The organism is Mycobacterium sp. NGS62 (assembly GCF_059812285.1).
Window position 1 is genome coordinate 241,855 of record NZ_JCALCK010000002.1, and the last position, 21,316, is coordinate 263,170.

The window sequence follows — 21,316 nt, forward strand, 5'->3', positions numbered from 1 at the left end:
TGTCGGTGTGAGCTCAAGCACAGCCTAGCGATGATGTGTGCGGCTCCGCTCACGGGTCTGGTTGTGAGCTCGAACACAGCTTGGCGAAGGTGATGTCTCGGCTTATCGCGCTTGCATCAAGTCGGGTCGTGGTCGCCAATGGCTGTCTCGTTCAACGCGAATTACCGACGGCAACACAACAATTCGCGTTGGCTGTGGTCGCAGGAACGACTTGCCCTGCCGAGGCGCTACTGAACCGGCGTGCGCAATAGGCCGAGCACAGTCCGGCCCAGCCGAATGGGGTCCAGCGGATGCGGGACAGCCGCCTCGGCATGTGACCAGCGAGCCAGCCATGCGTCGTCGGCGCGCCCAGTGAGGACCACGATCGGCGGGCACTGCGCGACCTCGTCCTTCAGTTGCTTGGCGATGCCCATCCCGCCTTCCGGGGTGGCTTCGCCGTCGAGTACGGCCAAGTCGATTCCGCCGGCATCGACGTGCTGGATTACCACCGGCCCCGTCGCGACTTCCACGTAGCTCAACTCAGGCAGATCAGGGTGCAGCCGTTTGCCCAGCGCCAACACCACCTGTTCGCGGGTGTGCGCATCGTCGCTGTACACAAGGATCCGAAGAGCATCAGTGGCAGGCATGTGCAGATCGTACTGGCGACGACGATGCGGGCCGGCGTAGCGGCCCGAGGACGAGTCGACACCAATTATCGCGGCACCCCGCTATGTCGCCCGGACGAAGCACGCGTCAGCCGAGGCCTTCGCGGTCTGGCCGACCATGCCTAACCGATTCCAGTCCAGGTCGAACTGGGTCCGATCGACCTCCGTTTCGGCCGTGATCCGCACCGAGCCGTCGCCGAGTACAGCGACCTTGGCCGGCAGCGGCAGCGGCGCGGTGACTCCTTTGATAGTGAAGTCGGCCTGCAACTCGGCGCCGTTGCCGGTGGTCGGTTGCACCGCGGTGACGACGACGCTGATCTGCGGGAAGTGCTCGACGTCGAAGAAATCGGCCGAGTGCAGATGCTCGTCGCGTTTGCGGATGCCGGTGCGCAGCGACGCGGCGGCGATGTCGAGGCGGCCGAAGACGGCGCCTTTGGCGGTCACTTGGCCGTCGCCGCTGACCTCGGTGAACTGGCCTTTGACGTTGAGCAGACCCCAGAAATTCTTGATCTTGAAGGTGACGGTCGAGCGGTCGGGAACCAGGTTCCACACCCCGGCGGTGTCCGGATCGCTCAGCAGTGTTTCCACGGTGGTCATATGTGCCCTCCGTTGACCGAACTCAGCTCAACAGCGGCGCGAGCTCGGCCGGGTCGAAGTACTCGTCGATACGGCTGATCAGGGCTCGAGAACCCGAGGAGCCACCCAACTTAATCACGATGCACACCCGCAAGGCGATCGATCCGCCGTTGTGGCCGGTGGCGTGCAAGATGTGCTGCTGGACGAAGCCGTTGGGAAACAGCTGGCGGTCGAGGATCTCGTAGCGCCGGTCGGCGGTGACGTCGATGAACCAGTGCAGCACCCGGAGCGCACGTTTCTTGTCGTTGTCGCGACCCGCCCCGACCCGCCAGACCGCGATGTCGTCGTCGAAGATCTGCTCGAGCGTTGCCACGTCGCTGTGCTCGATCGCGGCGAACAGCCGATCGGCCACGTCGACGATGACTTCTGCACTCTGGCCGGACTCGGTAGCGGGCATCGGTCGCCTTCCTATTCCTCGTGGTATCCGGGGTGTGCGACGGCCAGCCGCTGGCTGACCAGGACATGCAAAGCCCGCAGCACCTCGTCGCTGCGCTCGTCCAACTGGCCGGCCCGGATCGCGGCCGCCAAGCCGGCTTCGTCATCGAAGCCCAAGCCGGCCAGTGCGCCATGAGCCGGTTCGGCACCGGGACCCAGTAGTTCGCGCTCGACCATCCGCAATGCGTTAGCGGCTACGCGGGCATGGAAGTTGACCTGGCCGCTGGTGGCCGCCCGGACGTCGGTTTCCAGGAATTCGGCTACCGCCGCTATCAGTTCTGCGGCGGTGGGGCGACCATGAACACCGGTCATCGTGGGCCGGCCTCGTTGAGCAAGGTGAGCAGGTCCCACTCGGTCTCGCAGACCCGCCGTCCGATAGTGGCCAGCTCCACCGACCGGGTCTGTCCGCTCAGGTGCCGCTCTGCCTGGTAGCGGCAGATGACGCCCCAGCGCAGGGTGGCCAGCACCAGCCACCAGTGGAATGCCACCCGGTCGACCGTAGTCCCGCTGGCATCTTCATAGGCGCGAAGAAAGCTTTCGATGCTGCCCAGGCCGCCGGCGCCGCGGCTGGCCGGCGCGCCGAACCGCCAGGCCCGGATGCAGAACCAGGCCAGATCTTCATAGACCTCACCGATGTGCACCAGCTCCCAATCGAGCACCGCCGCCAGGTCGGATCCGTCCACGATGAGGTTGCCCATCCGGTAGTCGCCATGCACCAACCGCGTTGGGGACGGGGCCGGCCGGTGTGCGGCCAGCCAGCGAAATGCCCACTCGAAGGTGGCGGTGGTGTCGCCCATCGCGTCGAGCCGGTTGTGCCAGTCACCGAGCTGGTCTTCGGTTTTCAGGTCCGCATCGTGCGGGTCGGCCCGGTGGATGGCGGCCAGCGCCTGCGCACATTGGCGCATCAGCCGCTCGCGGCCCGCGTCGTCCAGCTGTCGGTCGATACGCCGGACAATGGTCTCGCCCACGACCGCGTCGCAGATCAGAAACGGATTGCCCAGGGCGGCAGTCGAATTGTGGGCGGTCAAGATGTGCGGGACGGGCGCGCCGGCCGCTGCGGCAGCTGCCTGGACGCGGGCTTCGAGCTCCATCGACGCGTGCAAGTCGTCGGGCGGACCGATGCGCAGGATCAGCGACCGGTGGTCCTCGCGGGTGACCGCCTCGAACGCCCACGTGCTGCGGCTGGCCCCGCCGGTCAGCGCGCGCAGGTTGTCGATCGTGGTTTCAACGCCGAGCGCTGCGGCCACCACACCTGCCAGAGCGGACTCCTGGACACGCGTCACTTCTTGCCGAACTTGAACAGCCGCTGGGCGACTCGGCGGATCTGGATCTCCTCGGCGCCCTCGGTGATCCGGTAGCGGCGGTGGTGCCGGTAGATGTGCTCGAACTGTTCGTGGCGGGTGTAGCCGAGCCCGCCAAAGATCTGCATGGCCCGGTCGGCGGCATCGCACACCAACCGGTTGGCCCGATAGTTGGCCATCGACACCTTGTCCGACACCTCCAGGTGGTGGTTGCGGTCCAAATGCCATGCCGCGTAATAGACCAGCAGCCGCACCATCTGCGCTTCGGTCTGCAACTCGGCCAGCGGCCACTGCACCGCCTGGTTGACCGACAGCGGCTTGCCGAACACGATGCGTTGACCGGCATACTCGGCGGCCCGGTTGATACAGTACTGCGCTGCGCCCAGACTGCTGGCCGCTTGACGAATCCGGTTCTCGTGCAGGAATGTTTGCGCAACTTCGAGGCCGCGGTCTACTTCCCCCAAGACAGCGTCGCCGGGCACTCGCACGTCGCTGAGCTCGACTTCACCGTGGTCGCTGGGCATGTTGAAGGTCCACCAGTAGAACGGGACGGCGAAACCCGGGGCGTCGGTGGGCACCAGGAACGCGGTGATACCGGTCGCCTGTCCCGGGTCGCCGGAGGTGCGGGCGAAGACAAGATCGTGGGTCGCGCGGTGCACCCCGGTGTTGAACCGCTTGGCGCCGTTGATCACCCAGCCGTCGCCGTCGCGTTCGGCGTGAGTTTCCAGCCAGGTGGCATCCGAGCCGTGCGCCGGCTCGGTCAGTCCGAACGCCATCGAGCGCTCTCCGGTGATCAGCGCCTCCGACCAGTCGCGGCGCTGCTCGTCGGTGCCGAACCGCTCCATCATGATCACCTGCGGGAAGTTGCCGACGATCGACGACTCGTCCTGCAGATCGTTGTGCAAACCAAGGCCTTTGGCGGCCAGGTGCTCGCGGATGACCGCCATGTCCAGGTTGGTGCCATCCCGGCCGCCGAGTGACGCCGGCAACGCGTAGCGCAGCCAGCCTGCCTGGTCGGCTCGCCGGCGCATCTCGCCGAGCAGATCCTCCCACTCCCGCCGCGGGATGCCGCCGTTATCGACGTCGGTGCGGGCGAACTCGCGGCGCTGGTCGAAGTACTGCATGTTCTCGGCTTGCAGCGGGGCGATCTCGGCGTCGATGAACGCATCGATGTCGGCAAGCAGCCGCGGAAGGTGTTCGGGCAGGGTGAAATCCACGGTGTTCTCCTTCAGAAGCCGTAGAGGGTTTTCTTCCAGATCCTCGACAAGGTGGTGATTGCATCATCGTCGGACAGTTCTATGCCCAACTCGGAGGGGCCCACAAATACCGTGGTGAAGTTCTCGAAGAGCAGTGCGATCGCCGCGGCGGTATGTTGCGGATCAAGCTCAGCAGAGTAACCGTGCTCCTGCGCGCGCCGCACCGATGCCGCCACGATGTCCATGCCGAAGCGGCGGAATTCGTTTTGTACCTCGGCGAATCGTCGCTGGGTGGCGGCCAACTGCGCCACGGCGATCATGATGCCGATGTTCTGCTTGAACATGTTCCAGTAACCGGTGACCACCGAGGTGAAGAACGCGGTGTCGTCGGGTGACTCGGGCAACGAGACACTCAGCCCGGAGGGTGCCACGACGTCGTGCAGAAACGACTCCGCCAGCGCGGCCAGCAGGTCTTCCTTGTCGGCGAAATAGCGGTAAAACACCGACGGCGATTTGCCGGCGGCCGAGGTGATGTCGGCCAGCGTGGTGCCGTGAAAGCCACGCTCGGCGAACAGTTTGCGCGCCGCCTGCTCGATCGCCTGACGGGTATGGCGACCTTTGGAGCTGCGCGCTTCGGTTGGCATCAGTTTCGTTTCCGGTCGCCCGCCCGCAGTAACGCGCCGGGAAGGTCATGGCCCACAGCTGTTCGCGCGACCTCGGCGGCCGCGATCGCCGCGTTCAGGTCGACGTCGACGCCGAACCCGCTGTCGGTCAGCAGATAGACCAGGTCCTCGGTGGCGATGTTGCCGGTGGCGCCCGGGGCAAACGGACAACCGCCCAACCCGCCCACCGAGGAGTCCAGTCGGCTGACCCCGGCGCTGACCGCTGCGTAGGCGCTGGCCAGCCCGGCGCCGCGGGTGTTGTGGAAATGCCCGCCCAGCGGAAGGTCGTCGATCACCGGGCGCACCGCCTCGATCAGCGAGCTGACCCGTCCCGGCGTGGTGGTGCCGATCGTATCGGCGATCGACAGCCGGTCGACGCCGTAGTCGCGAGCTGCCGCGGCGATGTCGACGACCCGCTGCGCCGGGGTAGGTCCCTCGAAGGGGCAATCCCACGCGGTGGCGATGATGACCTCGACGATCACGTCGCTGTCGCGGCCGATCGTCACGATGTCGGCGATCTGCGCGGTGGCCTCGGCGCTGGGCCGGCCGACGTTGGCGTGGCTGAAGGTGTCCGAGGGCGAGACCACGTACTCGATGGCCCGCAGTCCCGCAGCCGCCGCGCGTTTGGCGCCGTTGGGGCTGGCCACCAGCGCGGAAAATTCGATACCGGGGAAGTGCTGCAGTTCGGCGGCCACCTCGGCGGCATCGGCCATCGACGGCACCTTCGACGGCGACACGAATGCGCATGCCTCGACCTCGCGCACTCCGGTGACGGCGATCGCTTCGAGCAGTTCGAGCTTGGCGGACAAGGGGATTGGCTGCTCGATCTGCAGCCCGTCGCGCAAGGCGACTTCGCGGATGGTGACGTGCTGGGTCGTCATAGCACTCCCTCGGTGCGCAGTGCTTCGAGGTCCTCGGCAGTCTTGCCGAGCAGACCGATGTAGACGTCGTCGTTGTGCTGGCCGGGCCACGCGGGGCCGGCGTTGCGCACCCTGCCCGGGGATTCGGACAACAGCGGCATGATTCCGGGGCCGAGGACGGCCCGGTCGATTCGTTCGTCGTAGTGTTCGGTGATCATCCCGCGAGCCTGCAGCTGCGGGTCGTCGACTACGTCGGCCACCGTGTTGATCGGCCCCGCGATGACGCCAGCGGCAGTGAGGGTTTCGATGATGTCGCCGGGCTGGCGTTCGGCGGCCCAGTCACCGATGATCTTGTCCAGCTCGTCCTGGTTGCGGCCGCGGGCGCCGTGGCTGGCGAACCGGTCATCGGTGACCAGTTCGGGGCGGCCCATCGCCTGACACAGCCGGGCGAAGACGGTGTCCTGGTTGGCGGCAATCACCACCCAGGTGCCGTCGCCACTGCGGTAGATGTTCGACGGCGCAATGCCTTCCAGGCGGGTGCCCGACGGCCCGCGCACCACGCCGCCGACGTCGTAGTCGGGGATGGTGGATTCCTGGATCGCCAAACATGATTCGGTCAGCGCCACGTCGACCACTTGGCCCTCGCCCGTCACGCCACGCCGGTACAGCGCGGCCAGCGCGCCCTGGGCGGCGAACATGCCGGCCAGGCTGTCACCGAGCGACAGCGCCAGCCGCGGCGGCGGCCCGCCGGGAAAACCGTTGAGATGCCGCAGCCCACTGGCCGCCTCGGCCACCGACGCATATCCGGCTTTACGGGCATCGGGGCCGGTTTGGCCGTAACCCGACACCCGCACCAGGATGATGCCGCGGTTGCGTTGCCGCAGTGTGTCGTAACCCAGGTTCCACTTCTCCAGGGTGCCGGGCCGGAAGTTCTCGACCACGATGTCGGATTTTTCGACGAGCTCTAGAAACAGTTCGCGTCCCCGCGGCTGACGCAGGTCGAGTGTGACGGCCTTCTTGTTGCGGGCATGCACGGTCCAGAAGAAATGATGGCCGTCGAGTTCGGCCTGTCCCCAGGTACGCAGCGGGTCGGGAGCACCGGGCGGTTCGATCTTGATGACCTCCGCACCCATGTCACCGAGTAGCCGACCGGCGAACGGCCCGGCGATCAGAGTGCCCAACTCCAGCACCCGGATACCGTCCAGCGCGCCAGTTGGTGTCACTCCGGCCTCGCGAAGGCGTGACGCACCAGCCAATCGCTGACGACGCCGACGGCCTGACGCAGCGCGCCGCGCTGGTCTGGGCCGGCGTAATAGTGGGTGGCGCCGGGGATTTCATGGATTTCCTTGTCGGCATGCCCGATCGCCTCGAACAGCCGGCGAGTGTGGCTGGGCGTGCAGGCGTCATCGGCCAAGTTGCCGATCACCAACGCCGGCACAGCGATGTCACGCCCGCACTCCACGCCGTCGCCGTTGGCGTCGTCGTAGCTCCACTGCGACAACCAGCTGCGCAACGTGCAGAACCGGGCCAGCCCGACCGGGCTCATGTTCACCACCTGAGGATCACCCAGATAGCACGTTCCGGGGGTGCGTTCGTTCGGATCGACCGACGGGTCGAGCCAGCGCGGGTCGGCCATGGTGCCGTGCACGACGAAGGCGAACTCGTCGTCGGGGCGGCCGGCGGCCTTCAGCTCGGCGAGCTTCTCCTTGACCCAGGCGGTGATTCGTCGGTTGCGGTCAATTTGGGCTTGCCGGTAACGATCGAGGAACTCCTGGCTGTAGGGCGGCTGGTTGGGGTTGTCGGGGTTGTAGAGGTTCAATTCCGGGTTGCGTTTAGTGGGATCGGACTCGTCGAGAATCGACGCGTCCAGCCATTCGGTCATGGTGCCGTGCCGGCTGATATGAGCGGCGAGCAACATGATGCCGTCGGCGGCTTGCAGGTCCAGCTGGGTGAGATCGGGCCCATCGCCCGACGGACTCGAGGTCACCGTCGCGTGCTGGGCCTGCTGTTGGTAGAACACCGACAGCGAGCCGCCGCCGCTCCAGCCGGCCAGCACAACCTTGTCGTAGCCGAGCCGATTCTTGGCGTCTTTGATGCATTCGCCGAGGTCTTGAACCACCTTCTCCATCAACAGCGCCGAGTCGGTGCCGCGGAACCGGCTGTTGCAGTAGATGACATGGTGGCCGGCGCGGGCCAGCGCGTTCATCATCGGCAGATAGGCCCCGCCGCCGATGGGGTGCATGAACACCAGCACGGTGTCGGACGGTTTGTCGCGTGGCTTGAGTAGATGGCTTTCCAACACCACCAGCTCCGCCAGCCCGCCGTAGACGTCGCGAACACCGGAATTGTTCTGGAAGGCAATCAGATACGGGATCCGGTCGTATTCATGCTTGACCGCTGTGCTAGTCATCAATGCTGTCCTAGGTCGTGCGCCAGCACTTCAGCTGACGGGGTGAGTCGGCGGCGGGTGTCGACGGCGATCACCTGCCAGTCGACGCTGTGGAAGTCGTCGAACTTGCGGCGCGCACGTTCTCGCGCCTTCTCCGGCGCGCCGTGGTGAACTCCTTGCGGTGCATGGGAAATCAATCCTGGCGGCATTGGGATGCCGTAGAGCGAGCCGCCGTGGAAGAAGGCGATCTCGTCGTAGTCGACGTTGCGGTGATACCACGGGGTGCGCTCGGTGCCGGGCACGCCTTCGGCGGGCTTGGGTAAAAAGTTCATCACGTAAACCCCAGTGGCCTGCATGAACAAGTGCACGGTGGGCGGCAGGTGCACACTGTCGGAGGTCACCACGTTGTAGTCGGCGATGTTGAAGGTGAACGCGAAGTTGTCGCCGCGCCAACCCTCCACGTCGAGTGGATTGTGTTGGTAGAACAGCGTCGTCGGGCCACCGTCGTGCATTAGCCGGACCTCGTACTCGTCGCGCCCGGGAGGGGGCGGGTCGTCCGACGCCGCCGGCTCGGGGATGGTGGCCTGCGACGGGTCGAACGGGAAGTGCCGGCCCAGCGCGCCCGGCGGTGGCACGCGAAATTCGTCGGTGGCTTCGATCATCAACAGCGTGGTCTCGCTGTTGGGCAACTGACGCCAGGTCGTGGCCTTCGGCAGATACACCCAGTCGCCCTGGCGGTAGGGCAGCGGCCCGAATTCGGTCTGCAATTCGCCGTCACCGTTGTGCACGAAGCACAGCAGGTCGCCGTCGACGTGGCGGACATAGAACGGCATCGGTTCGCTGCGCCGGGACAGCGAGATGCGGCAGTCAACGTTGGAGAACATCAGCAGTGGGCCGCCGTCGGCGTCGGTGGCATCGCTGGGCTTGAGCTCGCTGGACAGCACGTCGAGAGGCCGCAGCGGGCCGACGGAGCGGTAGGCGGTCGGGTCGTGGCGGCGGTACATGTTCGCCGTGCGGCCGGTGAACCCGCCCCGGCCGAGTTCGTCATCTTTAAGCCCGTCGAGATCGGCGTGCAGACGGCGTGGTGTTTTTCCTTTGCGCAGGTGGACGAAGGATTCCATCGGTGGCTCCCGGGTCGGCCGCAATAAAACTGAAAGTGACATTACTTTCTCTTTTGTGCCGGCACAAGAGCTCGTCACAGTCGCGGTCGAAGCGCGAGTGGACGGCAAAGAGATAAACTGGTCATACTTATGACTATGTCTGAAGTCAGCTCGCTCGCCGAGGCGAAGGCACATCTGTCGGAGTTGGTCGCCCGTGTCGGCGATCAGCACGAGCGAATCACCGTCACGGTGCACGGGCGTCCTACAGCGGTGCTTCTTGCCGTCGATGACCTGGAGTCACTGGAAGAAACCATTGCGGTGCTATCCGACCCGGCAACGCTTCGCGCTCTCGGCGAGGCCGATGCCGAGCTAGCCCGCGGGGAAGGTGAGAGCCAGGACAGCCTTGCCGCGGCGATGCAAGCACGCCGAGCTTCGATGTGACCGACCGTCGACACGAGCTGATAATCGCACCGACTGCGAAAAGACAACTGGCCGAACAACTCCCCGAATCAGTGGCATTCGCGGCCTACAAGTTCATCATCGGCCCGTTGCTCGACAACCCTCAGCGTGTGGGCAAGCAGTTGCGGCCACCGTTGCACGATCGACATAGCGCGCGACGCGGCACCTACCGCGTGCTCTATCGGATCGATGACGCGTGTCATCAGGTCACCGTTGTCGGCGTGTTCGGCCGCGCGGATGCATACGGTGCCCGATAAGCGGCCGTGTCGCTAGCCTGGAAATTGTGGGTGCTGTCACGCCCGAGCGCGGCTGGGAATTCGTCATCGCGCCGCCTCGCAGCGGCCCCGGTGTTGCATCGATGGTGGGCTATCGCTCGTTGGGCGCTCCACCCGAGGTGCATCGCGGGATGCCGTCGTCGACACTGACCTTCATCGTCAGCCTCGATGACGGGGTGGAAGCCGCCGACACCCGAGAGGCACTCCGCGATGCTCGGCCCACCCCGCTGCTCTTGAGCGGGTTGCACGAGCGGGCCGCTCAGATACGGCAGCGACCGGGCCAAGCCGGCGTGCAGTTGGCCCTGCATCCGCTCGCCGCGCGAGGACTCTTCGGGGTGCCCAGCGCCGAGTTGAGCGTGTCCGATTTCGATGCCACCGCCGTGCTGGGCCACCGCGCCGTCGAGTTGTGCGAGCGGGCGGCCGACGCGCGGGATTGGCGGGGTGCCTTTGCGGTGATTGCCGATTACCTAGTGGGTGCGCGGCAGCGCCGCGACCGTGCGACGGTACGCCCCGAGGTCGCCTATGCCTGGCACCTCCTGGAGCGAAGTCGCGGCCGGGCCTCGATAGGCGCCGTCGCCGACCGAGTCGATGTCAGTGCACGACATTTGACGACGTTGTTCAACCAGGAAGTCGGCCGGTCGCCCAAGACGGTGGCGATGCTCATGCGCTTCGAGCACGCCACCGCCCGGATCGCCGAGTCGGTACGTCAGCATGGGCTGGTCGATTTATCAGCTGTCGCGATCGACACCGGGTACAGCGATCAGGCCCACCTGACCCGAGAGTTTGGCCGGTTCACCGGTACGTCGCCGCGCCGGTGGTTGGCCGAGGAGTTCCGAAACATTCAATACGGCGGCCACTCGCTTCGATCAGACTGCGAGCATGACTGATTCCAATCCGACCGTGTGGTTGACGTTGCGAGCCCACAATGCACCCAAGCTGATTGACTACTACGTGGACACCTTCGGCTTCGTCCTGGCAGCCCGGTACGGCGAGGGCGATACTGTCGACCACGCGCAACTTCTGTGGCCCGAGGGCAGCGGCGGGATCATGCTCGGCAGTGACAGACCCGACGGCGAATGGTCCCGTGAGCCTGGCACCGCGGGCGGCTACGTCGTCACCGCCGATCCGGATGCGCTCTACGAACGCGTCCTGCAACGCAAAGCCGAAATTGTTCGGCCCCTTGCCAATACCGATTACGGTGCCCGTGAATTCACCGTCCGCGACCCAGAGGGCAACCTGTGGTCCTTTGGTGATTACCGCGGCGCGCCGATGCCGGCCTGACATGCGCGCTAAACGAATCACCGCCAACCTTCGAGTAGCCGATATCAACACAGCGAAGACCTTCTACACCGACTACCTGGGGCTCAGCGCCGAGGAGTTCAACCTGGGATGGGTGGCCCGCTACACCGAACCGGACAGCGGCGCGAACGTCCAGGTCGTCACGCGCGATGCATCCGCCCCCGAAGACTCGGTCATCTCCGTCCACACCGATGACGTCGACGACGCGTATGCAGAAGCCCAGAGACTCGGCTACGAGATCGTGCATCCGTTGACCACAGAGTCGTGGGGGGTGCGCCGTTTCTTCGTGCGCGCACCGGATGGCAACGTCGTCAACGTCGTAAGCCACCGGGACTGAGCACCGGCGCGGCGTGCGGGTTCAGTCCCGGACGCGCACGACGACTTTGCCTTTGGCGGTGCGATTCTCAAGCGAGGCGACTGCCGCGGCGGCATCCTCCAGCGGGTAGACCACCGGCTCCGGGGGAGACAGCTTGCCTGAGGTAAGCAGCCGCTCGAGCCCCGCCCACTGCTCATGCAGCGCATTGGGGTGTTTCCCGGCCCATGCACCCCAGCCGACCCCGACCACGTCAATGTTGTTGAGCAGCAGCCGGTTCACCTTCACGGTTGGTATTTCACCGCCGGTGAAGCCGATCACCAACAGTCGTCCCGCCGGAGCCAGCGAGCGCAGTGAATCGGTGAACCGATCGCCGCCAACGGGATCGACCACCACGTCGACGCCACGGCCGTCGGTCAATTCCTTTACCGCGTCTTTAAATCCGTCGGCCAGCACCACATCCGTGGCGCCGGCGGCCGTCGCAATATCGGCCTTTTCCTGCGTGCTGACCACCGCGATGACGCGCGAAGCCCCGAGCACCGACGCCAGCCGCAGCGATGAGGTGCCGATACCGCCGGCCGCTCCGTGTACCAGCACCGTCTCGCCCGCCTCCAGTCGGCCGCGGACGGTCAGCGCGAAGTACATCGTCAGGTCGTTGAACAACAGGCCGGCGCCTGCCTCGAAGCTGACGTTGTCGGGCAGCTTGAACGCTCGGTCGGGGGCCAGCACTGCGACCTCGGCCATTCCGCCGGTGAGCATCGTCAGGCCAACCACCCGATCTCCGGCACGCACAGTGGCGTTGTCGGGTGCCGATCGGACCACGCCGGCGATTTCCGCGCCCAGCACAAACGGCGGATCGGGCCGGTACTGGTAGAGGCCGCGGGTGAGCAGCGCGTCCGGAAATGCCGCGCCGGCAGCGTGCACCTCGACGATCACGCCGTCGCCCGTGGGTTCGTCGACGTCGGCCACTTCGATACCGTCCGGACCATCGAGCCTGGTCACCCGTGCTGCGCGCATGCCACCTCCGTCATCAACGAAACGCTGTCCAACCCGCCTAACCCCCGGTGATCGTAGCCCCGCACGCTGACCCTCCGGCTGCACAGGGAACCCACAGCAGCTGCACAGCGGTGCCCGCACGAGGCAACAGGTGAACAGAAGGTAAACTAACCGTGAACAACCTGGGGTTCGGGCGGCGACCGCCCTCCGACCACGACCGTTGGGAGGTGTGGCAGATGCCGAGCTTGCCGCCCGTAGTTCTCGATAGCACCGTCGATCCGACGGATCGAGCCGACGCGATTGACTTCATCAATCGCGTCAACCTGCTGTTCGACGCCTGCGATATCGATGCCATGGTCGAGGCCTTCCTTCCGGACGGCGTGACGTACCACACCCATGGCGTGGCTCGGGGCCGGGCGGAAACGCGGCGCTTCTTCGAAGAGACCTACCCCTACAGCGTTCCCGGGGTTAGCCGCATCGCCACCAACCCGATCGTCGATAGCGACGGCGAGGGAGTGATCGTCCGCTACTACAACCTTCTCGTCCGCTATGCACCGGAGCCGGCTGGGCCCAGGATGGTGACGGGCGAGGTGGTAGAAGAGCCAGATGATCTGCCCGCGATCTGGGTCTACTCCGCTGTGACGGATCGCCTGCGTCGGCTCGATAACGTCTGGCGGATCTTCGAACGTCACATCGGGACGACGACGATGAACGACCGGCTACGTCCGATGGCGTCGGCGCCCGGGTATATGGGCCCGGGCCTGCGCCGGGCTGCCTCATGGTGAGAACCCGCCGGCAACACGTACCACCCCGAGATCGCTACGTAACCGCGCTCGCCGCTTAGGCTTTGCGCTGCTGGGCAAGTCCGTCGACGATCAGCTCGAGCCCGAATGCGAATTCGTCCTCCAACGGCACGGGCAAATGGTCGGCCACGGCAACGGTGGCGGGAAACAACCCGGGGTCTAATTCATGGAACACGCCGGCGAGTCGGGCGTCGCCGGGGCTGCTGTGGCCGGTGAGCTGGATGACGAAGCCCAAGACATAGCGCGCCAGCGTTGCATACGTGCGTGCCGCCAACTGTGGCGGAAACTCGTGGTTCAGCAGGATGGCAATCAACCGTTCACGCTGAGCCAACGCATTCGGGCCGATTGGCGCCTGTTCGACCAGTAGGCGCGCGACGTTTCGGTGGCGGCGCAATACATCGAACATGCCCAGCGCCACCGACTTACACGCCTGCTGCCAGCTCAAGGTACTGAGTTCTTCAGTGCTGAAGTCGACTTGGCCAAATACTCGGTCGACGACGTGAGCGATCACCTCGCCCCGATTGCCGAAATGCCGATAAAGCGTGGCGGTTCCCGAATCCACCCGCCTTGCCAGCGTCCGCATCGACAATGCGTCGGCGCCTTCCTCGTCAACGATTTGCATCGCCGTCTCGATGAACCGTTCTCGCGGTACCGGAGGGCGCCCGGGAGAACGTGTCATGGGCCAAGTATGCCGACCCTTGACAGCGGCGGGCAATAACGGCAACAGTGTACTCATTATGTTGCTGCTTCCCCTCGCGCCGGAGCCATGTCACCGTCCCCACTGACCGCGACATGCTCCCGTCGGAGCGGCGCGAATTCATTCGCACTCACCGCACCTGCGTGTTCGGCTACCGCCGACGACACGACGGCCCGGCCATGTCGATCGTCTACTACATCCCGACCGACGATGACGAGTTGCTCGTGTCCACGATGGCCGGACGCGGCAAGGCGCGCGCCATCGCACGCGACGGCAAGGTGAGCCTGTGCGTGCTCGACGAGCGTTGGCCCTTCGCGTATCTGCAGGTGTATGCCGACGGGGTGATCGAGCGTGACCGCGGTCTTGTCGTCGACGTGATGATGGCGGTCGCCGGTCGCATGTCTGGCCAACCGCTGGGTGAGGAAACGCGCCCCTACGTCGAGTCGATGGCCACTGAAGAGGATCGGGTGGTCGTGCGTTGCCGGCCGTACGCGACATTTGCGCAACCGCCACGGCATCTGTACCGGAATGATCAGGAGGATCGGATTACCCACTGGGTATCAGGCACGGTCGGGTGGGACGCGCCTGACCCGGCCTGAATCCGCATTGGAATTCGCCGTCGTCTCAGGTTCCACGTTTCCGATGGTCAGCCCGCCGGCCCGTGCCTAGTCCAGCTAGACTAAGTCCGGTACGCTGATCGTATGTCGACCGTCAACATCCACGATGCGAAGACCCACCTGTCGCACCTGCTCGCTCGCGTCGAGAATGGCGAGACGATCACGATCGCGCGCGCCGGCAAACCAGTCGCCGACCTGATCCCGCACGCACGCGCCGACATCGTTTTCGGCGGCCTGGCAGGTCGACTTCATTACGACACCGATCATTTCGATGACACCGACCACGATCTCAACGCGCTGTTCGGCATCGAATGAGTGGCCTCTTGCTCGATACCCACGTCGTGCTCTGGCTGCTCGACGCTAACCCCCGGCTCGGGACCGCGGCCCGAGATCGCATCACGGGCAGCGCAGGCGTGTATATCTCCGCCGCGAGCACCTGGGAACTCGCCATCAAGGCCGCCGTCGGCAAGGTCGAGCTGCCCGACGATTTCGAGGACGCGATTGATCGGTCCGCCCTGCGCGACCTGCCCGTTACACGACGCCACACTCTCGCCTCTGACTTGACGGCACTGCCCCATAAGGATCCCTTTGACGCAATTCTGGTGACGCAAGCGAAGATAGAGCGGCTCACATTGGTCACCGCCGACACGAAGCTGCTGAATGTACTACCCGACGCCATCGACGCGACGGTCTGACTTTCGCGGCGGCGCATTCCCGAAAGCGGCCAGTTTCAGGGGCCTTTCCCAAACCCGGCTTCAAGAGCCGGTCATCGCCGAGCGGATCACCTCCAGGTCGTGATCGTCGATCTTGAACACCCCGAATCGGAACTTGTAGCCCCACCGAGCTTTATCTTCGATGAAATCGAGTTGGCCGATCAGCGGCCGGATCGGCGTCTCGGTGCACTCGAGGAAGTCGACGTTGCGACGCCACGGGTGGAAGTCAGGCGTCATGTTCGCCTGATATGGCTCATCATCGGCGACTCGGCCGATGGCGGTGAAAGCCTGAAGCGGCTCACCCTCCGGGTAGTCGGTCTTCGGTGAGTAGAAGACAATCCAGTCACCACGGGCCATCTTGCGAAGCATGTGCGGCTTGCCGTGGTTGGCCTGGGTGAAGCGCCCGCGCACCCCCTGTTCGACATGGTCCCGGCTGACGGTGTTGATCCAGTTCGTCATGGCCGCATGCTAGGTCGGATGTCCGACACATTCGCGCGCTCGAAGTCGGGCTGTGGATAACTTCAGCGGAGCACGTCTGCTCGCCAGCACCTAGGTGGCGGGGGAGAGAACCGATCCGAGTCGTAATTGCTTGCTGCTCAGGACACGTCGTTGCTCGGTGACGAGGACTGTCGCCAGCCCGGCAGCGACCAGCCATACCGCCAGTTGTGCGACGCCGGTCGCGGCGACGTCTGAGCCGATGATGACGCCGCGCAGCGCAAGGATGGCCGGATGTGTCGGCAGGTAGCCGCCGATTGTGTGCAGCGCCGACGGGATCGTGGACATCAGGCTGGTGACTAGGGCTATGACGAGCACCGCGATCGATGCGAACCGGCCGGGTCGTTTGAAGATTGCGGTGGCGGCCTGGTTGAGCGCAATGAACGTCAGCGCAGTCAGCAGAGTAACGCCGAGCAACTCGAACCACCGCACTACTGCGATATCCAGAATCGGGATCAGGATGATGCTGAGCACGAAGGCGGCGAGCACTGCCACGGTTGCGCCCGGACAGACGGCGCGGGCCACGATCAGCCAGGTGTGTTCGCGGGAGGTGAGCACGGCCGCCGGCACGGCCCTGGTGATCACGTATGTGCCCAACGCGCAAGCCCATAGCGCCAGCGTGGTCGCAACTGCGGCAACGGCGGCGCCGACGTTGGTGTTGTCGGTGATGGCGACAGCCGGGGTTGCGGCGACGTTTTTCAGGCGCTCGCGCTCCGCCGGGTTGTAAGCGGGCACGTTGTCGCGTCCGTTTGCCAGCTGGGTGGCGAGTTGGTGCGCGCCGTCGGAGAGCTCGCCGATTCCGCCCTCAAGCTGGTGGGCACCGTCATTGACCTGGTTGGCCCCGCTGGCCGCGGCCTCGAGTCCCGACGCGACCTGTTGGATCTGGCTTGCTGCTCCGGCCAAGGGTGCTGGTGGCGGTGCAGGCAGGTGTTGCAACGGGGCGGTGACCGCCGATACCTGCCTTTGCGCGTTACCAAGCCCGTCGGCGAGCTGTCCGGTACCCGAGGACAGTTGTCCGGCACCGGCCTTGAGCTCGTCGGCACCGGTGGCGAGCTGTGCGGCACCATCGGCCGCCCGGCCCAGTTGGTCGTGGATAGTGGAGAAAGACAGGTACACGTTCTCCAGGTAGGTCCGCACAATCTGTTGGTTGAGCGTGCGCAGCACTACTTGGGCAATCTGGTTGCTTATCAATGGGTCTGCGACACCGGTCGCGTTCGAGGTTTGCACGCGTAGCTCAGCCTGCCCGGCTTCCCAAGGGTTCGTGCCGGCCGAGGAGGTGGCCTTGGCGGAGAAGTTTTCCGGGATGGTGACGACGGCCCCGTAGTCGCCGCGGGCGACCCCGTCTCTGGCGTCGTCCGCATCGGTGAGCACCCAGGAGTATGCGGCATCGCTGTGCGTGAGGTTGCCGGCGAGTTCCCGGCCGAGCGGAATGGTCTTGCCGTCAACGACGACCGGATGATCGTTGTTGACCACGGCCGCTCTCGCCGCTCCGTGGTTTGTGGCCGGTGACCAAAATGCCCAAAGAAACAGGCTCATCACCAGGATGGGCAGCACGACCAGGCCGGTCCAGGTACGCCAGGTGAGCGGGCCGGACGCCACCGAGCGCGCCGAGTTGGCGAAGGGTCTGATCATCGTGACACCTCGACTAGTTCAGAGGTCAACTGCAACATGCTTGCCGAGGACAAGGGCAGCAGGTCGCCGATCAAGGCAGGATCCTGGCAGGTGACCACAAAAGTGGCCGGTCTGCCCGAGCCCGTCTTCTGGTTGGAGAAGCATTGGCGCAGCATGCTTCTGGTGCTGCTGCGCACTATCACATCGATATCGTCGAGCAGGATCAGCTCGATGTCGCAGGCCAGCGCGGCCTCCACCTCGGCGGCTGCATCCGACGTTTCCTGGCACGAGATCACCGCGACTTTTCGGCGCACGGTGCCAATGTGCTGGGGCAGCACCTGACCGAGAACTTTCAGGTCGCCCTCGATGCGACGGACCCGGCCGGCCAGCGTGAACAGCAACGCACTCTTGCCGGCAGGACCATGGCCATGTATCACCAGGATTTGCCCTTTGCCCACCCTGAGATTCACGCCCGAGTAGACAACATGCCCACGGTCGTCCTCGCGGCACAGCCCGTGGGCATTGATTGCGTCATCGGAGTCCGGCGACGGCCAATCGGCAAGGCGCAACTCGTGCATGAGCCCGTCGCCCTCCGCATCGAAGATGGGCAGCCGGCGATCCAGCCAACCGGGCAGACCCCACGCACGACGCCCGAGCAGCGCCAACACCGCCGGAACCAGCGTCATGCGCACCAGAAACGCGTCCACGAACACACCGATGGCCAGGCTGAAGGCAATCGGCTTGATCACGGCGCTGCCCTCCGGTACGAATGCGGCGAACACCGCGAACATGATCACCGCCGCCGCGACCACCACACGAGACGCCGAGACGAACCCGGACTCGATGGCCTGGTGCGGATCGCCTTGGTGCACATAGCTTTCCCGGATTCGAGACACCAGGAAAACCTCGTAATCCATGGCGAGGCCAAACAGCACACCCATCAAAATGATCGGCAGAAAGCTGACCACGCTGCCGGTATGGGTAACGCCCAATGCGCCCGACAAGTGGCCTTGCTGGAATACGAAGGAGGTCGCCCCGAATGCGGCGCCCACCGAGAGCAGATATCCGGCGGTGGCCTTGACCGGCACCCAGATCGAGCGGAACACCATCGCCAGAAGGACCAGGGAAATCCCGACGACAAGGATCGCGAACGGTAACAGGGCGGCACCGAGTTGTGTCGAGACGTCGATGCCCACCGCGGTAATGCCGGTGACGGCAGTTTCCACTCCGTAGGTGCTTTTGAAATGCTCCCGCTGGCCGCGAAGCGCCTTCACCAGATCATCTGTCTGCGCCGAGTCGGGCGCGGTGGCGGGCACGACTTGGATGATGCCGGTGTCGGCCTTCGGATTTGGCGTCGCCAGCGGGACACTGGCCACACCGGGGATTCGGCTGATCTCGTCGGCGATCTTGTTCATGACGCCCACGGGGTCGGTGCTCGTGATGATGTCGGCCGTTACGATGAGCGGGCCGTTGTAGCCGGCCCCGAAGTGGTTACTCACCACCTCGTAGGTGTCCCGAGCGGGCGTACCCTCCTCTTCGGTCCCGTTGTCGGGCAACGCAAGTCGCAGATCGACAACCGGAAGCGCGCACAATGCGAGGCCGGCGACGAGCACCACGACGGTCAGCACGGGGACTCGGGTGGCAAGTCGTACCCAGAAGCGGCTCACCAACGCACGTTCGGTAGCTTTGCTGTGCTGGCGCTTAATGGCCTTCGGCCGCAGTCGTTCTCCGGCGAAGGCTATCAGCGCCGGAATCAAGGTCACCGCGATGGCCACCGCGATGACCACCGCCACCGCTGCGGCCAGACCCATCGTGGTCAAGAACGGAATGCCCGCCACGGCCAGCCCCAGCAACGCGATCACGACCGTGAGGCCGGCGAAGATCACCGCGGATCCGGCGGTGGCGGTGGCCTGCGCGACGGACTCTTCGACGTCGAGGCCTTCGGCAAGCTGGGCGCGGTGGCGTGACAGCAAAAATAGCGCGTAGTCGATTCCCACGGCCAGTCCCAGCATTACCGCCAGCATCACGGCGGTCGAGGAGACCGGCGTCAGGAGCGTGGCCGTATAGACGAGTGCGACTGAGATGCCCACGCCCAGGATCGCGGTCAGTAGCGGCATGCCGGCCGCGATCAGGGAGCGGAACACCAGCAACAGCACGCAAAACGCGATCAGCAGACCGATCCCCTCGGTGGAGCTCAGTTTGGGCACGGGGTTGGAAAAGGCCGGCCCGCCGACACTTACCGTCGCTTCGTGTCCGATCGCCGCGGCGAGATCTCTTCCGATACTGGTGAGCTGATTCTTGGTATTCGGCTTCACGTCGGCGAGTGTCACGGTGAGCTGCGCCGTGACGATCGCGGCTCGATGGTCGCCGGACACCGCACCCGCTACCCGCGGACGGGGGCCAACCGCGGGTTGGCCGGCGGCGTTGGGGTCGAACGGGTTTATCACCGCGGCGACTTGGTCGAGCTTCTCGATCGCCGCCACCGCGTCGGCGGTCGGCTTCGCGGCGAGCCGGGTGACGTCTTGTCCCGGGGGTGCGACGATAACCAGCTGCGCCGACGAACCGCTGACATCCGGAAACACCCTGCCTAGATAGTCGAGTGCCTCCTGCGACTCGGTGCCGGGAATTTCGAAAGTGTCATCGGTGCCTTTGTTCAACAGCGCGCCGCCGCCGGCCAAGGCGAGAACGACAAGCCACAGGACCAGCACCAATCGTCGCCGCTGCGCGGCAAGCCGGCCCAACCGATACAGAACAGATGACACCGAAGTCTCCTAGCTGCTGCTCGTCATCCGCGCGATGACTCGCATGGCGCGGCGGCCCAGGGAATGACGTAGCCGCTGAGCCCGCGACTGTCCAATTGGTTGCGCCGGGGCCGAACCGAGGCGCGGAAACAGTGCCAGCGCGTTGTGGTGTTCGATAGCGCTACGGGTGTCGTCGCCGCACGGATAGATTTCCAGGCCGGCCGCGAAGAGCTTTCCGGCGGCGACGGGGGCGAACGGCCAGTCGGAGCCGAAGGTGATGTGGCCGGGTTTGGCGAAGGCCAGCAGCGTGGGCAAAGCGGCGGCACTGGAGGACAGCGCGGTGTCGAAGTAGAAGCTGGAGAAGTCGTCGAGAACATCGGCCCAGCTGCGGCCGGTGTCGGCGGTGATGGCCAGGGCCATCCGGTGACTGGCGTAGGGCACGAAGCCGCCGGCGTGGCTGAGGATGAACCGAATGTTCGGGTAGCGGGCCCGAATTTCATTGCGCACCAGTAAGTAAGCGGCCCGGGTGGTGTCGAGCAGGAAGTCGGCCGCGAACGGCGCGAGGCCGGGCACGATGGGGCCGGGCAGCTCGGCTGGATGGATGAACACCACGGCGGAGCGCTGGTCGAGAGCTTCGAACAGCGCATCCTGACCGTGCTGCCCCACATACACGCCGGCGTTGTTGGCCAACAGTACGACGCCGTCGGCGCCCAGTTCGTCGAGTGCGCGGACCGCTTCCACTACAGCGGCATCGATATGCGGCATTGGCACGGTGGCGAAGAATCCGAACCGGTCCGGCTGCGCTGTGACCAGTTCGGCGGTGTAGTCGTTGAGATCACGCGCCAGCGCGGCCGCGCCGGCGGGGTCGGGTAGGAAAGTGGTGCCGGGGGTGGACACCGATAGGATGGCGGTACCGATGCCCATTTCGGCCATGGTCTGCAGCGACGCGTCGGGACTCCACTTGGGTAGCGCGCGTCCGCCGGCTTCGTCGATCCCGGCTTTCTGCAGGGCTTTTCGATAGTCGGGTGGGATCAGGTGATGATGGGTGTCGATGCGAAGCATGATTGTCTTTTC

Annotated in this window: 25 protein-coding genes and 1 pseudogene; 9 read left to right on the forward strand and 17 right to left on the reverse strand. The window is 65.3% G+C overall.

Annotated features, from left to right (window positions below; translation table 11 throughout):
• Positions 1–227: 227 nt before the first annotated feature.
• From AC5Y49_RS05960 to AC5Y49_RS06010, 11 genes are all read right to left on the reverse strand, one after another.
• A complete protein-coding gene (locus AC5Y49_RS05960; RefSeq protein ID WP_499884866.1) occupies positions 228–626 on the reverse strand; it encodes an Rv3143 family two-component system response regulator in 399 nt (132 codons plus the stop codon).
• Between the two features lie 81 nt (positions 627–707).
• Entirely contained in the window at positions 708–1,241 is a 534-nt protein-coding gene (locus tag AC5Y49_RS05965) for a YceI family protein (protein ID WP_499884867.1), read from the reverse strand.
• A gap of 22 nt (positions 1,242–1,263) precedes the next feature.
• Positions 1,264–1,677: a nuclear transport factor 2 family protein gene (locus tag AC5Y49_RS05970; protein ID WP_499884868.1), complete on the reverse strand. Its 414-nt coding sequence runs from the start codon at positions 1,675–1,677 to the stop codon at positions 1,264–1,266.
• 11 nt (positions 1,678–1,688) lie between these two features.
• On the reverse strand, positions 1,689–2,027 hold the full coding sequence (locus AC5Y49_RS05975; protein WP_499884869.1) for a DUF6285 domain-containing protein: 339 nt from the start codon (positions 2,025–2,027) through the stop codon (positions 1,689–1,691).
• Positions 2,024–2,974, reverse strand: a complete 951-nt coding sequence (locus AC5Y49_RS05980; RefSeq protein WP_499886270.1) for a phosphotransferase family protein — start codon at positions 2,972–2,974, stop codon at positions 2,024–2,026. The genes AC5Y49_RS05975 and AC5Y49_RS05980 overlap by 4 nt, the downstream gene beginning before the upstream one ends.
• 20 nt (positions 2,975–2,994) lie before the next feature.
• Positions 2,995–4,233 carry an acyl-CoA dehydrogenase family protein gene (locus AC5Y49_RS05985; protein WP_499884870.1) on the reverse strand — a complete coding sequence of 413 codons (1,239 nt, stop codon included), beginning with the start codon at positions 4,231–4,233 and terminating at the stop codon, positions 2,995–2,997.
• 11 nt (positions 4,234–4,244) lie between these two features.
• A complete protein-coding gene (locus AC5Y49_RS05990; protein ID WP_499884871.1) occupies positions 4,245–4,856 on the reverse strand; it encodes a TetR/AcrR family transcriptional regulator in 612 nt (203 codons plus the stop codon).
• Positions 4,856–5,755: a hydroxymethylglutaryl-CoA lyase gene (locus AC5Y49_RS05995; RefSeq protein WP_499884872.1), complete on the reverse strand. Its 900-nt coding sequence runs from the start codon at positions 5,753–5,755 to the stop codon at positions 4,856–4,858. The genes AC5Y49_RS05990 and AC5Y49_RS05995 overlap by 1 nt, the downstream gene beginning before the upstream one ends.
• On the reverse strand, positions 5,752–6,957 hold the full coding sequence (locus tag AC5Y49_RS06000) for a CaiB/BaiF CoA transferase family protein (RefSeq protein WP_499884873.1): 1,206 nt from the start codon (positions 6,955–6,957) through the stop codon (positions 5,752–5,754). Before AC5Y49_RS06000 ends, AC5Y49_RS05995 begins: the two co-directional genes overlap by 4 nt.
• Positions 6,954–8,144, reverse strand: coding sequence for an alpha/beta hydrolase family protein (locus tag AC5Y49_RS06005; RefSeq protein WP_499884874.1), 1,191 nt, complete (start codon positions 8,142–8,144; stop codon positions 6,954–6,956). The genes AC5Y49_RS06000 and AC5Y49_RS06005 overlap by 4 nt, the downstream gene beginning before the upstream one ends.
• Positions 8,144–9,244 (reverse strand): homogentisate 1,2-dioxygenase, encoded by a 1,101-nt coding sequence (locus tag AC5Y49_RS06010; protein WP_499884875.1) that lies wholly within the window; start codon positions 9,242–9,244, stop codon positions 8,144–8,146. Before AC5Y49_RS06010 ends, AC5Y49_RS06005 begins: the two co-directional genes overlap by 1 nt.
• Before the next feature lie 135 nt (positions 9,245–9,379).
• Here AC5Y49_RS06010 and AC5Y49_RS06015 point away from each other — a divergent pair, with 135 nt between their 5' ends.
• The 5 genes from AC5Y49_RS06015 (at position 9,380) to AC5Y49_RS06035 (ending at position 11,593) form a co-directional block, all read left to right on the forward strand.
• A complete protein-coding gene (locus AC5Y49_RS06015) occupies positions 9,380–9,664 on the forward strand; it encodes a type II toxin-antitoxin system Phd/YefM family antitoxin (RefSeq protein ID WP_499884876.1) in 285 nt (94 codons plus the stop codon).
• Positions 9,661–9,939 carry a type II toxin-antitoxin system RelE family toxin gene (locus AC5Y49_RS06020; protein ID WP_499884877.1) on the forward strand — a complete coding sequence of 93 codons (279 nt, stop codon included), beginning with the start codon at positions 9,661–9,663 and terminating at the stop codon, positions 9,937–9,939. Before AC5Y49_RS06015 ends, AC5Y49_RS06020 begins: the two co-directional genes overlap by 4 nt.
• Positions 9,940–10,040: 101 nt before the next feature.
• Positions 10,041–10,844, forward strand: a complete 804-nt coding sequence (locus AC5Y49_RS06025; RefSeq protein WP_499886272.1) for a helix-turn-helix domain-containing protein — start codon at positions 10,041–10,043, stop codon at positions 10,842–10,844.
• The gene (locus AC5Y49_RS06030) at positions 10,837–11,238 is read left to right on the forward strand and encodes a VOC family protein (RefSeq protein WP_499884878.1); all 402 of its coding nucleotides are present in this window, start codon (positions 10,837–10,839) and stop codon (positions 11,236–11,238) included. The genes AC5Y49_RS06025 and AC5Y49_RS06030 overlap by 8 nt, the downstream gene beginning before the upstream one ends.
• Position 11,239: 1 nt before the next feature.
• Entirely contained in the window at positions 11,240–11,593 is a 354-nt protein-coding gene (locus tag AC5Y49_RS06035) for a VOC family protein (protein WP_499884879.1), read from the forward strand.
• A 21-nt stretch (positions 11,594–11,614) separates the two neighbouring features.
• On the opposite strand, the gene AC5Y49_RS06040 is transcribed toward AC5Y49_RS06035, so the two are convergent.
• Positions 11,615–12,586 (reverse strand): NADPH:quinone oxidoreductase family protein, encoded by a 972-nt coding sequence (locus AC5Y49_RS06040; RefSeq protein WP_499884880.1) that lies wholly within the window; start codon positions 12,584–12,586, stop codon positions 11,615–11,617.
• 215 nt (positions 12,587–12,801) lie between these two features.
• Here AC5Y49_RS06040 and AC5Y49_RS06045 point away from each other — a divergent pair, with 215 nt between their 5' ends.
• Positions 12,802–13,350 carry a nuclear transport factor 2 family protein gene (locus AC5Y49_RS06045; RefSeq protein ID WP_499886274.1) on the forward strand — a complete coding sequence of 183 codons (549 nt, stop codon included), beginning with the start codon at positions 12,802–12,804 and terminating at the stop codon, positions 13,348–13,350.
• Between the two features lie 55 nt (positions 13,351–13,405).
• Here the strand turns inward: AC5Y49_RS06045 and AC5Y49_RS06050 are convergent, their stop codons facing one another.
• Positions 13,406–14,047, reverse strand: coding sequence for a TetR/AcrR family transcriptional regulator (locus AC5Y49_RS06050; protein WP_499884881.1), 642 nt, complete (start codon positions 14,045–14,047; stop codon positions 13,406–13,408).
• 61 nt (positions 14,048–14,108) lie between these two features.
• On the opposite strand from AC5Y49_RS06050, the pseudogene AC5Y49_RS06055 reads away from it, so the two are divergent.
• The 3 genes and pseudogenes from AC5Y49_RS06055 to AC5Y49_RS06065 all read left to right on the forward strand — a co-directional run bounded on the left by AC5Y49_RS06055 (position 14,109) and on the right by AC5Y49_RS06065 (position 15,377).
• Positions 14,109–14,664 (forward strand): annotated as a pseudogene (locus AC5Y49_RS06055) (pyridoxamine 5'-phosphate oxidase family protein).
• 102 nt (positions 14,665–14,766) lie between these two features.
• Positions 14,767–14,997 (forward strand): type II toxin-antitoxin system Phd/YefM family antitoxin, encoded by a 231-nt coding sequence (locus AC5Y49_RS06060; RefSeq protein WP_499884882.1) that lies wholly within the window; start codon positions 14,767–14,769, stop codon positions 14,995–14,997.
• An 8-nt stretch (positions 14,998–15,005) separates the two neighbouring features.
• Complete coding sequence (locus tag AC5Y49_RS06065; RefSeq protein WP_499884883.1) at positions 15,006–15,377, forward strand: type II toxin-antitoxin system VapC family toxin; 372 nt, start codon at positions 15,006–15,008, stop codon at positions 15,375–15,377.
• A 60-nt stretch (positions 15,378–15,437) separates the two neighbouring features.
• Here AC5Y49_RS06065 and AC5Y49_RS06070 read toward each other — a convergent pair whose 3' ends face one another.
• The 4 genes from AC5Y49_RS06070 to AC5Y49_RS06085 form a co-directional block, all read right to left on the reverse strand.
• Positions 15,438–15,854 carry an EVE domain-containing protein gene (locus AC5Y49_RS06070; RefSeq protein ID WP_499884884.1) on the reverse strand — a complete coding sequence of 139 codons (417 nt, stop codon included), beginning with the start codon at positions 15,852–15,854 and terminating at the stop codon, positions 15,438–15,440.
• 90 nt (positions 15,855–15,944) lie between these two features.
• The gene (locus tag AC5Y49_RS06075) at positions 15,945–17,522 is read right to left on the reverse strand and encodes a YhgE/Pip family protein (protein ID WP_499884885.1); all 1,578 of its coding nucleotides are present in this window, start codon (positions 17,520–17,522) and stop codon (positions 15,945–15,947) included.
• Positions 17,519–20,263: an MMPL family transporter gene (locus AC5Y49_RS06080; RefSeq protein WP_499884886.1), complete on the reverse strand. Its 2,745-nt coding sequence runs from the start codon at positions 20,261–20,263 to the stop codon at positions 17,519–17,521. Before AC5Y49_RS06080 ends, AC5Y49_RS06075 begins: the two co-directional genes overlap by 4 nt.
• Before the next feature lie 9 nt (positions 20,264–20,272).
• Complete coding sequence (locus tag AC5Y49_RS06085; RefSeq protein WP_499884887.1) at positions 20,273–21,304, reverse strand: amidohydrolase family protein; 1,032 nt, start codon at positions 21,302–21,304, stop codon at positions 20,273–20,275.
• Positions 21,305–21,316 lie beyond the last annotated feature (12 nt).

Bases quoted from the DNA above. Each gene is read 5' to 3' on its own strand.
- AC5Y49_RS05960 (WP_499884866.1), bottom strand. From the start codon at position 626: ATGCCTGCCACTGATGCTCTTCGGATCCTTGTGTACAGCGACGATGCG.
- AC5Y49_RS05965 (WP_499884867.1), bottom strand. From the start codon at position 1,241: ATGACCACCGTGGAAACACTGCTGAGCGATCCGGACACCGCCGGGGTG.
- AC5Y49_RS05970 (WP_499884868.1), bottom strand. From the start codon at position 1,677: ATGCCCGCTACCGAGTCCGGCCAGAGTGCAGAAGTCATCGTCGACGTG.
- AC5Y49_RS05975 (WP_499884869.1), bottom strand. From the start codon at position 2,027: ATGACCGGTGTTCATGGTCGCCCCACCGCCGCAGAACTGATAGCGGCG.
- AC5Y49_RS05990 (WP_499884871.1), bottom strand. From the start codon at position 4,856: ATGCCAACCGAAGCGCGCAGCTCCAAAGGTCGCCATACCCGTCAGGCG.
- AC5Y49_RS05995 (WP_499884872.1), bottom strand. From the start codon at position 5,755: ATGACGACCCAGCACGTCACCATCCGCGAAGTCGCCTTGCGCGACGGG.
- AC5Y49_RS06005 (WP_499884874.1), bottom strand. From the start codon at position 8,144: ATGACTAGCACAGCGGTCAAGCATGAATACGACCGGATCCCGTATCTG.
- AC5Y49_RS06010 (WP_499884875.1), bottom strand. From the start codon at position 9,244: ATGGAATCCTTCGTCCACCTGCGCAAAGGAAAAACACCACGCCGTCTG.
- AC5Y49_RS06015 (WP_499884876.1), top strand. From the start codon at position 9,380: ATGTCTGAAGTCAGCTCGCTCGCCGAGGCGAAGGCACATCTGTCGGAG.
- AC5Y49_RS06025 (WP_499886272.1), top strand. From the start codon at position 10,041: ATGGTGGGCTATCGCTCGTTGGGCGCTCCACCCGAGGTGCATCGCGGG.
- AC5Y49_RS06030 (WP_499884878.1), top strand. From the start codon at position 10,837: ATGACTGATTCCAATCCGACCGTGTGGTTGACGTTGCGAGCCCACAAT.
- AC5Y49_RS06035 (WP_499884879.1), top strand. From the start codon at position 11,240: ATGCGCGCTAAACGAATCACCGCCAACCTTCGAGTAGCCGATATCAAC.
- AC5Y49_RS06040 (WP_499884880.1), bottom strand. From the start codon at position 12,586: ATGCGCGCAGCACGGGTGACCAGGCTCGATGGTCCGGACGGTATCGAA.
- AC5Y49_RS06045 (WP_499886274.1), top strand. From the start codon at position 12,802: ATGCCGAGCTTGCCGCCCGTAGTTCTCGATAGCACCGTCGATCCGACG.
- AC5Y49_RS06050 (WP_499884881.1), bottom strand. From the start codon at position 14,047: ATGACACGTTCTCCCGGGCGCCCTCCGGTACCGCGAGAACGGTTCATC.
- AC5Y49_RS06060 (WP_499884882.1), top strand. From the start codon at position 14,767: ATGTCGACCGTCAACATCCACGATGCGAAGACCCACCTGTCGCACCTG.
- AC5Y49_RS06070 (WP_499884884.1), bottom strand. From the start codon at position 15,854: ATGACGAACTGGATCAACACCGTCAGCCGGGACCATGTCGAACAGGGG.
- AC5Y49_RS06075 (WP_499884885.1), bottom strand. From the start codon at position 17,522: ATGATCAGACCCTTCGCCAACTCGGCGCGCTCGGTGGCGTCCGGCCCG.
- AC5Y49_RS06085 (WP_499884887.1), bottom strand. From the start codon at position 21,304: ATGCTTCGCATCGACACCCATCATCACCTGATCCCACCCGACTATCGA.